Genomic DNA, 15,497 nt, shown 5'->3' on the forward strand with positions numbered 1-15,497 from the left:
CCTCTCCGTACACCAAAAAGCCGGCTTCGCGCCGGCTTTTTTGTTGGCGAGTCGCTCGCCCGCTTACTGGCGCACGCCTTCCATCGAGAGGATTAGCTCCACCTCCTGGGAGGCCGGGCCGAGATCCTTCTGGATATTGAAGTCCTTCAGCTTCAGCCGGGTGCTGCCCTCGAAGCCGGCACGATAACCGCCCCAGGGGTCCTTACCTTCGCCGATGAACCTGGAGGCGATCACCACCGGCTTGGTCACGCCGTTAAGGGTCAGGTTGCCGGCAATATCGAAGGTATCCTGCCCAGTGGACTTGATCGAGGTGGACTCGAAGGTCGCCGTGGGGTGCTTGGCAACGTTGAGGAAATCCGCGCTGCGCAGGTGCTTGTCGCGCTCGGCGTGGTTGGAGTCGACGCTGGCGGTCTTCAGGTTCACCTGAACCTTGTTCGTCTCCGGCTTGGCGGCGTCGAAGCTGAAGCTGCCATCGAAATCCTTGAAGGAGCCGTACAACCAGCTGTAGCCCAGGTGACTGATCTTGAAGTTGACGAAGGCATGCTGGCCTTCCTTGTCGATCACATAGTCGGCGGCCATGGCCTGACTGGCGCCCAGCAAGGCGGAGCCGAGTGCGAGGGCGGCAAGGGTTTTCTTCAGCATGAGTTTTCTCCTTGGAGAGGGGGGTTAGCGGGTGTCGCGGCCGATCATGCGCAGCAGGGTCGCGTCATGGTCGAAGAAATGGTGTTTCAGGGCGGCCAGGGCATGCACGACGGCGAGGCCGACCAGCGCCCAAGCGAGAAGTTCGTGCACCTCGCCGGCGACGTCTTCCTGGTTGGGCAGGCCGCTGAGCAGCGCCGGCATCTGGAACCAGCCGAACACCGAGATCGGCCGGCCGTCCGCGGTGGAGATCAGGTAGCCGCTGATCATCAACGCGAACAGGCCGAGGTAGAGCAGTGCGTGTCCGGCTCGGCTTCCCAGCTGGGTCAGGGGCCCGTGATTGGCCAGGACCGCCGGCGGTGGGCTGACGAAGCGCCAGAGCAGGCGCAGCAGCATGACCAGGAACAGCAGGATGCCGATGCTCTTGTGGATGTCCGGGGCCGTGCGGTACCAGGCGCTGTAGTAGTCCAGGCCACGCATCCACAGGCCCAGGCCGAACAGACCGAAGACCGTCAGCGCCACCGACCAGTGCAGCAGGATGCTGACCAGGCCGAAACGGAAGGGGGAGTTGCGCCATTGCATGTACGGCATTCCTTGGCTCGGGGATACGCACAGCCTAACCGCTTATTTATCACTTTAAAGTGGAATTTTTCGCTTGAAAAGATCGAATCGTTCGATATTCGAGCGACCGGGTCCGTCAGCGGAACAGCCGGGCCAGGCGGGAGAAGAAGCCTTCCTTGCGCTCGCCCCCGGCCGGCAGCTCCGCCACGGGCACGGCCTTGGCCTGCACGGCCGCCGGCTGGTCCAGCCGGGTGATCTGCGGAGCTTGCGGCTGCCGCCCGGATGGTCGACAGCTGCTGGGCCAGATCGGCGGCGCTGAAATAGGTCCCGTCGATCAGGTTGCCGGTGCCGCACACCGACTCGGGCACCGCCTGGGTCTTCAGCTTGAAGTGGGTCAGGTAGTCGTTGAGCAACGGCTGAACCCTGGCGCTGGCGCAGGCCTCCAGCAGGGTGACCTCCAGCCATCGCGCTGCAGCTCCCAACCCGCGGCCAGTCCGCCGTCGACGACGAGCGCGGTCGGCTGTTTCTCCTTGCCCAGCACCACGACGCTGCACAGCCCCGTGCACGCGGCACGGAGCATACGCCAGCGCCCTGCTGGCAGCCAGCCATCACAGATGTCAGGCGGCAAAGCGTGGCGCACCTCTGCTAGGCTCTCGCCGATCTTTTCCAGGAGAGTCCCCATGAGCCTCAACGCCGACTGGATGCAGCGCGACCTCGCCGTGCTCTGGCATCCCTGCACCCAGATGAAGGATCACGAACGCCTGCCACTGATCCCGATCCGTCGTGGCGAGGGCGTATGGCTGGAGGACTTCGACGGCAAGCGCTACCTGGATGCGGTCAGCTCCTGGTGGGTCAACGTATTCGGCCATGCCAATGCGCGGATCAATGCGCGGATCAGGGCGCAGCTCGAGCAGCTCGAGCACGTGATGCTCGCCGGCTTCAGCCATCAGCCGGCGATCGAGCTGTCCGAGCGCCTGGTGCGGATCACCCCGCCGGGCCTGGCGCGGGTGTTCTATGCCGACAACGGCTCCTCGGGCATCGAGGTGGCGCTGAAGATGAGCTTCCACTACTGGCGCAACGCCGGACGGACGGACAAGAAGCGTTTCGTCACCCTGACCAACAGCTACCACGGCGAAACCGTGGCGGCGATGTCGGTGGGCGACGTGGCGCTGTTCACCGACACCTACAAGCCGCTCCTGCTGGACACCTTCAAGGTGCCGAGCCCGGACTGCTACCTGCGCCCGGAGGGGGTGAGCTGGGAGGAGCATTCGCGGACCATGTTCGCCCACATGGAGCAGACTCTCGCCGAGCATCACGCCGAAATCGCCGCGGTGATCGTCGAACCACTGATCCAGGGTGCCGGCGGCATGCGCATGTACCACCCGGTGTACCTGCAACTTTTGCGCGAAGCCTGCGACCGCTATGGGGTGCACCTGATCCTGGATGAGATCGCCGTCGGCTTCGGCCGCACCGGCACTATGTTCGCATGCGAACAGGCGGGGATCACCCCGGATTTTCTGGTGCTGTCCAAGGCCCTCACCGGCGGCTACCTGCCGATGGCCGCGGTGCTCACCACGGAAACCGTCTACCAGGCGTTCTACGACGACTATGCCACCCTGCGCGCGTTCCTCCACTCGCACACCTACACCGGCAACCCGCTGGCCTGCACCGCCGCCCTGGCGACCCTGGACATCTTCGAAGAGGACCAGGTGATCGAGGCCAACCAGGCGCTGGCCGCGCGCATGGCCCGCGCGACGGAACATCTCAAGGATCACCCGCATGTCGCCGAAGTGCGCCAGACCGGCATGGCCCTGGCCATCGAGATGGTCGCCGACAGGGACGGCAAGCTCGCCTATCCCTGGCAGGAGCGTCGCGGCCTGGCGGTCTACCAGCATGCACTGTCGCGCGGCGCCCTGCTGCGCCCGCTGGGCAGCGTGGTGTACTTCCTGCCGCCTTACGTGATCACCTGCGAAGAGATCGACTTTCTCGCCGAGGTGGCGACCGAGGGCATCGATATCGCCACCCGCAATGCGGTCAGCGTGGCGGTGCCGACCGGCGCGCCCGCCGAGTTCCGCGATCCCGGGTAGGGCGGGTGCAACCCGCCGGGAATGGTCAAAGCCCGATCCGAAACGGCGGGTTGCACCCGCCCTACGGCCAGCGGTTAAGCTTGCGCTTTTTTCTGCCTGTCGAAGCCATTCCATGCGCCTGTCCCGTTTATTCATCGACGCTCCCCTGTCCCTCGGCCGCCACGACCTGCCGGAAGCCCAGTCCCACTATATCGGCCGCGTGCTCCGGCTCGCCGCGGGCGATGCCGTGCAGCTGTTCGACGGCAGTGGACGGGAATACATCGGCGAACTGGCCGAGGTGGGCAAGAAGAGCGTGCAGGTGGAGCTGCGCGAGGAATTGGCGGGACTCGCCGAATCGCCGCTGCGCATCCACCTCGGCCAGGGCCTATCGCGCGGCGAGCGGATGGATTGGGCGATCCAGAAGGCCACCGAGCTCGGCGTGGCACACATCACCCCGATCGTCAGCGAGCGCTGCGAGGTGCGCCTGAAGAACGAGCGCGCGGACAAGCGTCTAGCCCACTGGCGACAAATCGCCATCAGCGCCTGCGAGCAGTGCGGCCGCTCGGTGGTACCATCGATCCATCCGCCCATGCTGCTGGGCGACTGGCTGGCGTGCACCCAGGCCGGACTGAAGCTGGTTCTGCATCCGCTCGCCGAGACGCTGACCAGCCATGCCCGGCCGGCCTCGCTGGCCTTCCTGATCGGTCCCGAGGGCGGCCTGTCCGAGGCGGAGGTGGCCGAGGCGCAGCGCGCCGGCTACCAGGCCGCCCGCCTCGGTCCGCGGGTGCTGCGTACCGAGACCGCGCCGGTGGTGGCGCTGAGCGTGGCGCAGCAGTTGTGGGGGGATTTCTGAGAGCTCCCGCGCCAGAGCCTGTTCACGATCTAGCGAGCTAAGGCCAGGCAAGGCGAGATCGGGTGAGGAAGCGGAGTTTACAAGTAGTAAATGAGCATTCCGAACCCGATTTCAACGCAGCATGGCCGACGCGTAGCAGATCATGAACAGGCTCTCAGATCAGTCCGGCGTCGGCCAGCTTCTGCTCCAGCGCCTGCAGGTCGGGAATCCGCGCCACACCGCCCTCCACCTGCACCGCAGCCAGCTCCAGCGGCGCCAGCTCGGCCTCGGCACGCGGCAGCAGGGCATCGACCTTCAGCGAGCGCGGGATGCCCTGCAGCAGCAGAGCCAGGAACTTCACCCGGGGCCGCCCGCCGAGGGCATTGAACACTGCCACCCGCGGCGTCGCGCCGAGCTGCGCCGGCCCGCCGCTGGCGGCCTCGAAGGACAGCAGCGGCAGGCGCAGGTCGCGCCAGCCGATCTGCCCGAGCAGCCAGGGCGGCAGGTCGGGCGCGGTCTGCACGCCGCGGTAGGGAATGATCTCGGCCACCGCCACGTTGGGCAGCATCAGGGTACGGTCGGCCAGCGGCAGCAGCAGGGCGGTCAGGCTATCGACGCCGGTCGGATTGGCTACGGCTTGATTCATGGAAGCTCCTGCAAGATCGATGCGTGGCCCCGGACGGCTTTCCTCACTCGGCGCACTCCTCCGCCAGCCGCTGTACCAGGGCCTCGGCGAGCTCCCGCGGCGCGCCGCTGAACTGGCTGTAGCCGCTCGCGCGCAGGCTGTCCGGCATGCTCGAACAGACACAGCTGTTGGGCCGCTGGGTCCAGATTACGCCGCCCTGACGGCGCACGTAGGCGGCCGCCGCCGTACCGTCGCTGCCCATGCCGCTGAAGGCGATCACCCCGCAGCGCGGACCGAACTGCCGGGCCAGGTTGAGCATCATCTGGTCGATGGACGGGCTGTAGGGTTCAGGCCAGGGACGCTCGGCGATCAGCAGCGCGCCATCTTCGGCGAAGCCGAGTTCGTGACGGATCGGCGCCACCACCACCTCGCCGCAGCACAGTCGCTCGCCGTGGCGGGCGGGCACGACCTGCCACTGGCTGTGGCGGCCGACCGCCTTTGGCAGGGCCGACTCGAAGGAGGGATCGATGTGCTGGGCGTAGATGAAGGCGACCGGCAGGCCGCCTGGCAGCGCATCGAGAAACGCCTTGACCGCCTCCGGGCCGCCCAGGGAGGCGGCCAGCAGCCAAACCAGGCGGGACGGCTGACCGACCGACAGCGGACGCTCCCGCAGCGTCGCAGGCAGGGGCAGCCGGCTCGGGCGCTGGCCCTCGTCGAACAGTGCCGCGAGGGTTGGCCCGACCGCCGCGGCCGGGTCGCCGACCAGCCGCTTGAGCTTGCCGATCAGCCGCCGCTCCCAGCGCGGATAGTGTTCCGAATGGCGCTCCGGCGCCTGTCCCTGGCCAAACAGCACCGGCACCCGGCTGGCCTCGAGCAGCGCATCGAGCAGCGGCGTGTCCTCCAGCTGGGCCAGATCGACCAGCCAGAGATCCGCCGTGCAGGACGCCAGGCTCTCTTCGTCGAGGCGCGCCGGGTCGCTGTTGAGCACCACCTCGTAGCCGTTGTCGACCAACGCTTGCTGCAGCACGTGACGCTGCAGCGAGGTGTCGGCGATCACCGCGATGCGCGCGCTCATCGTGCGTCAGGCTCCCTGGCCAGCCGGCGGATGGTTTCCAGCAGGAGCGCCTCCTGATAGGGCTTGCCGAGGTATTCGTCGACACCGAGGCCGAGCGCCCGGTCGCGGTGCTTCTCCCCGGTACGCGAGGTGATCATGATGATCGGCAGGCCCTGGAGATGTTCGTCGTGGCGCACCCTGGCTGCCACCTCGAAGCCGTCCATGCGCGGCATCTCGATGTCCAGCAGCATGACGTCCGGGCGCCGCTCCTGCAGCTGGGCGAGGGCATCGACCCCGTCCTTGGCGGTCATGCAGTCCATGCCATGGCGCTCCAGCAGGCGGCCGGTGACCTTGCGCACGGTGACCGAGTCGTCCACCACCATCACCAGCAGCGGCCGCTCCTTCTCGGCCTCGGCAGGCGCCTGGGGCTGGATCGGCGCACTCGGCTGCAGGCCGGCCAGGCGTTCGCGCAGAGTCGCCAGAAGGTCGAGAATCACCACCACTCGGCCGTCGCCGAGGATGGTCGCGCCGGAGATCCCCGGCACCACGGCGAACTGCAGGCCGAAGCTCCTCACCACGATCTCGCGGGAACCGGCCAGGCCGTCCACCTGAACCGCCACCGCCTGCTCGCTGGAACGCAGCAGGATCACCGGCAGCGGCAAATGCTGGCCGGCCAGCCTGGGCTGCCGGCCATTGTCCAGCAGCTCGCCGAGATAGCGCAGCTCGTAGCGCTTGCCGGCGTATTCCAGGCGCGTCTGTTCCGCCTGCCCGCCGGCGCGGCGCGCATAGAGCGCCTCCAGCTCGCGGGGCGGCACCCGCACGATGCCCTCGATGGTGTTCAGCGGCACCGCATAGAGGTCCTCGCCGGCGAGCACCATCAGGGCGCGGTTGACCGATACGGTGAACGGCAGGCGGATCAGGAAGCGGGTTCCCGCGCCCAGGGTCGACTCGATGCTCATGGAGCCGCCGAGCTGCTTCACCTCCGAGTGCACCACATCCATGCCGACGCCACGCCCGGAAATCTGGGTGACCCGTTCCGCCGTGGAGAAGCCCGCCTGGAGGATGAACTGCAGCACCTCGTGGTCGGTCAGTTGGGCGTCGGGCTTCATCAGACCGCGCTCGATGGCCTTGCGGCGCACTGCATCGAGGCGGATACCGCCACCGTCGTCGGCGAGAGTGAGCAGGATGTCGCCGCCCTCGCGCAGCAGGTCCAGGCGGATGCTGCCCTGCTCTGGCTTGCCGGCGGCACGGCGCGCCTCGCCCGGCTCGATGCCATGGTCGATGGCATTGCGCAGCATATGCTCCAGCGGCGCGACGATGCGCTCCAGCACGCTGCGGTCCAGTTCCCCCTCGGCGTTGCCGACGCTGAACTCCACCTGCTTGCCCAATTCGCCGGCGACCTGCCGGACCACCCGGCGCAGACGCGGCAGCAGGCGCTCGAAGGGCACCATGCGGGTGCGCATCAGCCCCTCCTGGAGCTCGGTGTTGACCCGCGCCTGCTGCTGCAGCAGGGTTTCCGCATCGCGGCTGCGCGCAGCCATGGTTTCCTTGAGGTCGAGCAGGTCGGAAGCCGATTCGAACAGCGCCCGTGACAACTGCTGCAGCTGCGAGTGGCGGTCCATCTCCAGCGGGTCGAAGTCCTCGTAGCCGGCACGCTCGGCCTCGGCCTGGTAGCGGCTGAGGATCTGCGCCTGGGTTTCGATGTCGAGCCGGCGCAGCTGGTCGCGCACCCGCTCGATGGTCGACTCCATCTCGTTCAGGGTGAAGCCGATGTCGCTCACCTGCTGCTCGACCCGGCCACGAAAGATCGAGGTTTCCCCGGCCAGGTTGACCAGGCTCTCCAGCAGCTCCGCCGGGACCCGGACCATTTCCTGCGGGGCACGCTGGGCGGCGGCCTCCCGCGCGGCCTCGGCGGCCCGCTGCACGAACGGCAGGCCCCTGCTCGGTGCAGCACCGGCGGGAGCCTCGCTGGCGACGAGCAGAGGGCTGCCCGGCAGCTCCAGACGCGCCGCGACGGCCGGCACTGGCTCCGCGAGCGGCGCACCGACAACTTCAGGCTCCACTTCGGCGCGCAGCTCCGGAAGTTCCGACACGACCGCTTGCGACAACGCCGGCTTCTGCGCGGCTGCGTCGGACACCGGTTCCCGGGTCCCGGCGCACCAGCTGCGAATCGCCGCGATCAGCGCCTCGCCGTCTTGCAGCGGACGCCGCTCGCGCACCGCCTCGAGCATCCCGGCAAGGCGGTCATGGCAGGCCTGCAGTAGCCCGGCGAGTGCCGGACCGGCTGCCAGCCGGCTGTTGCCGAGCCCTTCGTAGAGGAATTCCAGTTCGTGGGCGAGATCACCGACCTCACGAACCTCGGCCATCCGCGCTCCACCCTTGAGGGTATGCAGGTCGCGCTGCAAGGCCTCCAGGGCCGACCGGTCGGCAGCCTCCTCCAGCCAGCGCTGCAAGGCGGCGCTGGCACTTTCGAGAATATCGAAACCCTCCTCGAGGAAGACCTCCAACAGTTCGGGGTCCCAGTTCGGGGCGACGGGCTCCTGGACCGGGCTCCCGGTCGCCGGCGACGGCATCGACTCCAGTGCGGCGTTTACCCGCGCGTCTTCCAGCGCGGAGAAGTCGAGCAGCTCCATATGGAATTGCAGCGCGTCCGCAGCAGCATCGAACGACTCGGCGAACGACAGCGCCTCGGCAGCCGGCGGGAGGACGCCCGGCTCCAGCGCCTCGGCCACGACGCTGCTGGCCTCGGGGCGGAGCGCCACGGCCAGCCGGCGCCAACCCTGCAGGGCCTGGATCAGCTCCTGCGGGTCGCCCAGCGGGAGCCTGGCCTGCAGCCGCTCGACGAACAGCGCCAGCCGGTCGTGACTGCACTCCAGCAGATCACCGAGGCCCGCCAGGTCCGGACGGGAGTGCGCGAGCAGGTCTTCGTAGAGGCTTTCCAGTTCATGGGCAAGATCGGCGACCGGCGCGATGCCGGCCATCCGCGCGCCGCCTTTGAGGGTGTGCAGATCGCGCAGCAGGGCGGTCAGCGCCAGGCTGTCCTCCGACTGGCGCAGCCAGCGCTCCAGCATCTGACCGGCGCTGTCCAACAGATCGAGCGCCTCTTCGAGGAACAGCGAGGCCAGCTCGTCATCCGCCCCGCCGTCGCCCGGCAAGACGTCCCCGAACTTCAAGGCGGCCGGCTCGAACTCCGCCGGAGCCGGTTCGGCGACCTCCAGCGGCAGCAGCAGAGAGGGCAGAGAGGATGGCTCCACGGCAGCCTGTCCGGGCTCTGCGGGCGCAGGTTCAGCGATGTCCGGCTCAGGCTCGGCCGAGTCGATGACGAACAACTCCGCCTCGCTTTCATCCAGTTCCAGCGGCTGCACCTCTGCCGCTTCCTCGAGCAAGGCCTGCAAAGCGGCCACGCGCTCGGGCTGCGGAGTCACTCCCAAGGCGGCGGCAACCTGATCGAGCATGCCGATCAACGCCTCGTGGGCGGCTTCGGCCTCGTCGAAGAAGCGCTTGCCGGGGCTCAGGCGGCCGGCCTGCACGGCGTCGTACAGGGCCAGCAGGGCCTGGCAGAGCGCATCGATCTGGGGCAGCTCGGCCTGCCGCGCGCCGGCGCCGAGGGTGTCCAGCTCGCCGAGCAGCACGACGAGCGCCGGCGGCTGCTCCGGCCGGGCCCGCCAGTGGCGCAGCAGATCCTCAGCCTCCAGCAGGGTGTCCATGTCCTCGGCGAGGAAGCGGCCGATCTGCCGCGGGTCGCGCACTTCGCCGCTGTCGCCCTCCCAGCCCTCCTTGGCCGCCTCGAGGCGCTCCTGATGCAGCCGTCTGACCGCGTCGAGAAAGGCCGCACTGCCCTCGATGGGCGCCAGCGGCCGGCCGTCGAGCTGTTCCAGACCGTGCCGCAGCAGTTGCGCCGCGCGCTGGAGCAGCTCGACCTCGGCGAGATCGATGAGAATCAGGCTGGTCTTGAACTCCTTGACCAGCCGCTCCAGCGGCATGGCGATTTCCGCGATCGGCAGGAGGCCGGCCATGCGCGCACTGCCCTTGAGGGTGTGCAGGGCGCGCTGCAGGCCGTCGGTGACCCCCTGCGGCAGCTCCCGGGCGCAGGCGGCGAGGAAGCGGTCGAGGGTCTGCAGATGGGCAACCGCCTCATTGCGGAAGATTTCCAGCAGTTGCTCGTCGAGCGCGTCGGCGGCCACGTCGGCCGGAAGCTGCGCCGCGGCCTGCCCGGCCTCGGTGAGTACGGCCGCTGCCGGCTCCTCACCGAGGGCCAGGGCATGGGCGGTGGCCGCCAGGCGATCCACGTCGTCGCGCTGGCGCTGGGCCTTGGCGGCGAATACCCCGATCAGCGCCGGCATCAGTGCCAGCACCTCGGTCACCACCTGCCGCACCTCGGCGGTCGGCTGAATGCTGCGGTCGAGCACGCGGTTGAGCAGGTTCTCGATGGACCAGGCCAGCTCGCCGATGATCAGTGCGCGCACCATGCGCCCGCTGCCCTTGAGGGTATGGAAGGCGCGGCGGACCTCGATCAGCGCTTCCTTGTCCGAACTATCGGCGCACCACTGGGGGAAGCATTCGCCGAGGGCTTCCAGCACCTCGCCGGCTTCCTCGATGAACACCTCCAGCAGGTCCCCGTCCACCGACGCCTCGTCGGCCGGCGGCGGCAGCAGGCTCAGCGGCACTTCGCTGGCTGGCGGACTGATCGGCTGTACGGGGGCGGCCAGGACCTCGGCGAGGGTCGGTTGCGCCGCCATAGGTGCGACCGGCGGCGAGGCCGACGTGTCCCCGGCGAGCCGCGGGGACTCGGCTTCGAGCATGGCGGGCGCCGGCGCAGAAGTCCTCGGCGCCGCAGCAGCCAAGTCGGTCTCCGGCAGGGTCGGGAGATCCGCCACGGCGGACTCCGGCTCGCCCTCGGGCTCGGCGGGGATAGGCTCCGCCGCGGCCGGGGTGGCGATGCCGATGGGTGCCGAGGGGACGCAGTCGAGAATCGAGGGCTTTTCCACCAGCGGATAGCCGAGGCTGGCCAGGCTTTCCTCGGCCACATCGAGCAGCCGCTCGCCGACGCTACCGTGGTCCTCGCTCAGTCTCTCGAGGTAGTACTCGATGCCGGTGATGGCATCGGCCAGGGTGTCCAGGCTCTGCCAGTCGGGAACCATCCGGCCGACCAGCAGCTGCTCCTGGATGTAGCGGTTGCAGATGTCGATCAGCGCGGCAGCGCGGGTCAGGGGAATCATCGACAGCCCGCCACGGACCTGGGTCAGCAGCACCGGTACGCGCTGCAGATGTTCGTGGCTCCACTGCGAGGCGATGAACTCGATGATGGCGTCCTTGGCCTGCTCCAGACCGGTGCGCGCCTCCTTGATCACCATCTGGTGGATCTGCGCCACGTCGGTGGTGGGCAGCAGATTCTCTTCGCGGCTGCGCTCCTCGGCAGTGCCGACCATGCCGGCGAGGGTCGCCTCGACATACAGCAGCGCTCCGGCGATATCCATCAGCACGGCATCGCCCGGCCCCTGCCGGCCATGGGCCAGGGAACGGATCGTTTCGAGCTGGTCGACGACAATCTTGCGCGGCTGGTCGAAACCGAGCATCCCGAGGGTATCGCCAACCTGCTTGAGCGGCGGCTGCAGAGCTTCCAGCTCGGCGAGCTGGCGGCGGTCGCTGCGCACGAAGAGGTCGAGGCTGTCCTTGACCCGCACCAGCTCCTCGCAGAGGGCGGCGACCACCGAGCGCATCGCGTCGCGGTCCGGACCGGCCAGACGCACGCGCTCCTCGTCCACCACGCCGCTCTCGGGCAGCAGCTCGTCAAGCCGGTAGTGCGCCTTCAGCGCCTGCAAACGCACACCGCCGGCCGGAGCCTTGGCGGCGTAGAACAGCAGGCTTCTAAGTAGCTCCTCCGGCGCCGGCTGGTTGATGCCCTCGACGCCCTGCTCCACCAGTCGCTTCAATTCCTTCTCGACCTGGCGCAGCAGATCGCGCAGCGCGCTGCTGTGGCCCACGCTGCCGTCACTAAGCCCCTCGACCAGCGCGGCGGCGATCTCCCACAGGGGGCCGAGCGGCGCGTTTCGGCACAGACTTTCCAGACGGGCGAAGACCCGCGCCAGGTAGCCCAGGTTGGTGTTCACGTCCTGCTCGCGGATGACCCCGACCAGCGCCAGCTGCAGCATCTGCCGCAGCTTGCGCAGCAGGACCGTGGTCTCCGGGGTGCGCAGCGCGGCCAGCGCCGCGTCCGACAGCGGCGCCGGGCCGCTCAGGTCCGGCGCGAACAGGCTGGTCTCCGAGAGCAGGCTCTCGCCGCGGGCGACACGTAAGTCGTTGAGCAGCGGCAGCACCACCAGCGGCAGATCGCGGCGGGCGGCCTGGATCCGCTCAAGGTAGACCGGCAGCTGCAGGATGGCCTGCATCAGCACTTCCAGCGCCTCGCCGCGGTTGTCCGCGCGGTCGTCCAGCATGGCCTGGGCGAGCCGCTCCATTTCCTCGGCGAGCAGCGCCGCGCCATAGAACTCGACCATCTGCAGAGTGCCCTGCACCTGATGGATATAGGCCAGGCAGAAGCGTATCCGCGACAGATCCTGCGGGCTCTCGACAAAGGCCTCCAGGGCATGCCGGGCCTGTTTCAGGGTCTCCGCGATCTCGCCCTTGACCCATTCCAGGGCGACATAATCGTGCCGATCCCCCATAGCGACTCCAGTCAACGTGAACTACCCCCTGCGGGTAAATGCCAGTACCAGAGGGTCGGCCACCGGCACCAGGTCCGGATGCTGCCAACCGACCACTTCGCCCACTCCGACCACCAGGAGTCCGCCCGGTGCCAGGCGCTCGGCCAGCCGGTTGAGAATCTCGCGGCGCCGCCAGCGACGAAAATAGATCAGCAGGTTCTGGCAAAAAATGACGTCCATGCCGGACATCGGCGCCTTGGCCAGGTCCAGCACGTTGAGCCTGGCGCCGCACACGCGCGACGCCAGCCCCGGCAGAATCCTATAGCGCCCGTCCGGATGGGCGATGAAATAACGCTCGCGCAGCGTCGTATCCAGGCGCTCCAGCTTGGCCGCCGGGTACAGCCCCTGGCCCAACTTTTCCAGGGCGCTGCGGCTGATGTCGGTGGCCGTGACGCCGAAGCGCTCGGCCGGGGCCGCGACCATGCCGGCCAACACCTCCATGGCGGTGATGGCCAGCGAGTAGGGCTCCTCGCCCGTGGAGCAGCCGACGCTCCAGAAGGCCCAGGGGCGCTGAGTCCGATCTTCGGCCAGGCGCCCGCGCAGATAGCGCTCGAGCAGTGCGAACGACGTCGCATGGCGGAAGAAGCAGGTTTCCTGGACGGTCAGACGATCCAGCAGCAGCAACCACTCCACCGCGCCCCGCGGTCCGTCGACGACCCGCCGGTAGTAGCTGGCGTAGTCGCTCAGGCCCAGTTCGCCCATACGGGCGCTCAGGCCGATCTGCAGAAAGCGCCGACGCTGCTCGTCAAGCACCATGCCGCAGCGCTGTTCGAGCAGTCGCTGCCAGTCACTGAACTCGGCCGCGGACATCTCGGCCGAGGTTTTCATCGCCCAGGCGCTTCTTGGCTGTATAGCTCGAATTTCGTTCATGCGCACCCGGCGGCCCACATGGGGCCGCCGCCTCTTTGTCGGTCCGGAGCCGGTCTGGCGGCTCAGAGCGTATCCGCGGTTTCCGGCAAGGTGAAACCGGACACCGATCTGCGCATCTCGCTGGCCAGCTTGGCCAGGTTGCCGATGCCCATGGCTGTGGCGCTGGTACCAGCGGAAGTCTGCGAGGTGATCTCCTGGATCACGAACATGGTGTTGGAGATGTGGCCAGCCGAGGAGGCTTGCTGGCGCGCTGCGTTGGAAATGTTCTGGATCAGCGCGGCGAGGGTCTTGGAGACCTTTTCGATCTCTTCCAGAGCGACTCCGGCGTCCTGCGCCAGGCGGGCACCACGGACCACTTCGGTGGTGGTCTGCTCCATGGAGATCACCGCCTCGTTGGTATCGGTCTGGATGGTCTTCACCAGCGCCTCGATCTGCTTGGTCGCCGCCGAGGAGCGCTCGGCGAGACGCTGCACCTCGTCGGCCACCACCGCGAAGCCGCGGCCCGCGTCGCCGGCCATGGCCGCCTGGATTGCGGCGTTCAGGGCGAGGATGTTGGTCTGGTCGGCGATATCGTTGATCAGGCTGACGATGTCGCCGATCTCCTGGGAGGATTCGCCGAGGCGCTTGATCCGCTTGGAGGTGTCCTGGATCTGTTCGCGGATGTTGTCCATGCCGGTGATGGTGTTGTGCACCACCTCGTTGCCCTTGTTGGCGATGGCCACGGAGCGTTCCGCCACCGCCGAGGATTCCGCAGCGTTCGCCGACACCTGATCGATGGACACAGCCATCTCGTTGACCGCCGCCGAGGCGCCGGCGATTTCCTGCGCCTGGTGCTCGGAAGCCTCGGCCAGATGCATCGCGGTCGCCTGGGCTTCCTGGGCGGAACCCGACACCTGCTGGGCCGTCTGGTTGATGGTCGCCACCAGATCGCGCAGTTGGTCGATGGAGTAGTTGATGGAGTCGGCGATGGCCCCGGTGAAGTCCTCGGTCACGGTCGCCGCCACGGTCAGGTCACCGTCGGCGAGGTCGGCAATCTCGTCGAGCAGACGCAGGATCGCGGCCTGGTTGCGTTCGTTCTTCTCCGCGGTTTCGATCAGGCGCCGGCGGGTGCCCTGCACCATGACCAGGGCAATCATGACGATCGCCGCCACCATCAGCACGACCAGCACATAGCCGGCCACGGAGGTCAGCTCACGCTCGTCGGCCAGCCCTTCCAGGCTGAGGGCCAGGGTCTTGGCCTTGTCCAGCAGGACCTGCGAAACGGCGAAGACGGCATCGACCGATTCGCGCATCTGGAAAAGCTCCGGCGAAGCCTCCAGGATCTCGTCCACCGAACCGGCCACGAACTGGAACAGCTCGGCGATTCCTGCTAGACGCTCGAGCGCCAGGGTGTCGGTCACCCGGGAGACCCCCTCCTCCGGGTTGCCCTCGCGCATGCCGGCGAGCACAAGACCGAACTGGCTGGCGTCACGGCCGAACCTGTCGGCGGCCTCGATCGCCCCCTTGTCGCCGGCGAGCACCATCTTCACCGAGGCGAGAATCCGCTCGGCCAGCAGCGCCTGGCGCTGGGCCAGCGCCACTTGGGCGGCCGGGGCAACGCCGGCAACCAGGCTCTCGACTACCTTCTCGTACTCGGTCTGCAGCTGCGGCACGGTCTCGGTCAGGGTCGCAGCCACCGCATGCAGGGACAGAATGGCCTTCTGGCTGGCGAGAATGGTGGAGCTGTTGGTCTTCAGGGTATCCCAGTCGGCCTGCACCGCATTCATCGTCTCCTGCATCGAGAAGGGCGCCGGCGGCAGGCCGGTCTCCTCGTCGCCATTCTTCAGGATGTTCCAGCGCCTCTCGAAGTCCATGCTGGCATCCTTGAGCAGGGCGAAAGCCGGACCGTTGCCCGCGGCCGCCTCACCGGCGTTCGTGGCGATGCGTTGGGACAGTACGCGCAACTCGCCGGCATGGGTGATGTGTTGTTGGTCGTTGACCGTCTGGGTGTTGAGATAGGTGAAGATGGCGAACAGCAGAATGATGGAAACGATCAGGATCACGAAGAATCCGGCTAGCCATGCACTGCTGCGCAGGCTCATCCATAAAGAGTCCGTATTGTGTTTTTGCATGCTCCACCCCCGCCTTACCCCGCCGAACGACGGTT

Annotated in this window: 9 protein-coding genes; 2 read left to right on the forward strand and 7 right to left on the reverse strand. The window is 67.9% G+C overall.

The window, feature by feature from the left end; translation table 11 throughout:
- Nucleotides 1-63: 63 nt before the first annotated feature.
- Both ACYVD0_RS03035 and ACYVD0_RS03040 read right to left on the reverse strand, forming a co-directional pair.
- Nucleotides 64-642, reverse strand: a complete 579-nt coding sequence (locus tag ACYVD0_RS03035; protein ID WP_460425420.1) for a YceI family protein — start codon at nt 640-642, stop codon at nt 64-66.
- Nucleotides 643-666: 24 nt separating this feature from the next.
- Nucleotides 667-1,221 (reverse strand): cytochrome b, encoded by a 555-nt coding sequence (locus ACYVD0_RS03040; protein WP_460425421.1) that lies wholly within the window; start codon nt 1,219-1,221, stop codon nt 667-669.
- Between the two features lie 659 nt (nt 1,222-1,880).
- Here ACYVD0_RS03040 and ACYVD0_RS03045 point away from each other — a divergent pair.
- Both ACYVD0_RS03045 and ACYVD0_RS03050 read left to right on the forward strand, forming a co-directional pair.
- Nucleotides 1,881-3,287: an aspartate aminotransferase family protein gene (locus ACYVD0_RS03045; RefSeq protein WP_460425422.1), complete on the forward strand. Its 1,407-nt coding sequence runs from the start codon at nt 1,881-1,883 to the stop codon at nt 3,285-3,287.
- A 112-nt stretch (nt 3,288-3,399) separates the two neighbouring features.
- Nucleotides 3,400-4,119, forward strand: coding sequence for an RsmE family RNA methyltransferase (locus ACYVD0_RS03050; protein WP_460425423.1), 720 nt, complete (start codon nt 3,400-3,402; stop codon nt 4,117-4,119).
- 154 nt (nt 4,120-4,273) lie between these two features.
- On the opposite strand, the gene ACYVD0_RS03055 is transcribed toward ACYVD0_RS03050, so the two are convergent.
- From ACYVD0_RS03055 to ACYVD0_RS03075, 5 genes are all read right to left on the reverse strand, one after another.
- The gene (locus ACYVD0_RS03055) at nt 4,274-4,744 is read right to left on the reverse strand and encodes a CheW domain-containing protein (protein WP_460425424.1); all 471 of its coding nucleotides are present in this window, start codon (nt 4,742-4,744) and stop codon (nt 4,274-4,276) included.
- A gap of 43 nt (nt 4,745-4,787) precedes the next feature.
- Nucleotides 4,788-5,798 (reverse strand): chemotaxis protein CheB, encoded by a 1,011-nt coding sequence (locus ACYVD0_RS03060; RefSeq protein WP_460425425.1) that lies wholly within the window; start codon nt 5,796-5,798, stop codon nt 4,788-4,790.
- Entirely contained in the window at nt 5,795-12,442 is a 6,648-nt protein-coding gene (locus ACYVD0_RS03065; RefSeq protein ID WP_460425426.1) for a hybrid sensor histidine kinase/response regulator, read from the reverse strand. The genes ACYVD0_RS03060 and ACYVD0_RS03065 overlap by 4 nt, the downstream gene beginning before the upstream one ends.
- A 21-nt stretch (nt 12,443-12,463) precedes the next feature.
- Nucleotides 12,464-13,333, reverse strand: coding sequence for a CheR family methyltransferase (locus ACYVD0_RS03070; RefSeq protein ID WP_460425482.1), 870 nt, complete (start codon nt 13,331-13,333; stop codon nt 12,464-12,466).
- 80 nt (nt 13,334-13,413) lie between these two features.
- Complete coding sequence (locus ACYVD0_RS03075) at nt 13,414-15,462, reverse strand: methyl-accepting chemotaxis protein (protein ID WP_460425427.1); 2,049 nt, start codon at nt 15,460-15,462, stop codon at nt 13,414-13,416.
- Nucleotides 15,463-15,497 lie beyond the last annotated feature (35 nt).

It is taken from the genome of Azotobacter armeniacus, assembly GCF_054779355.1.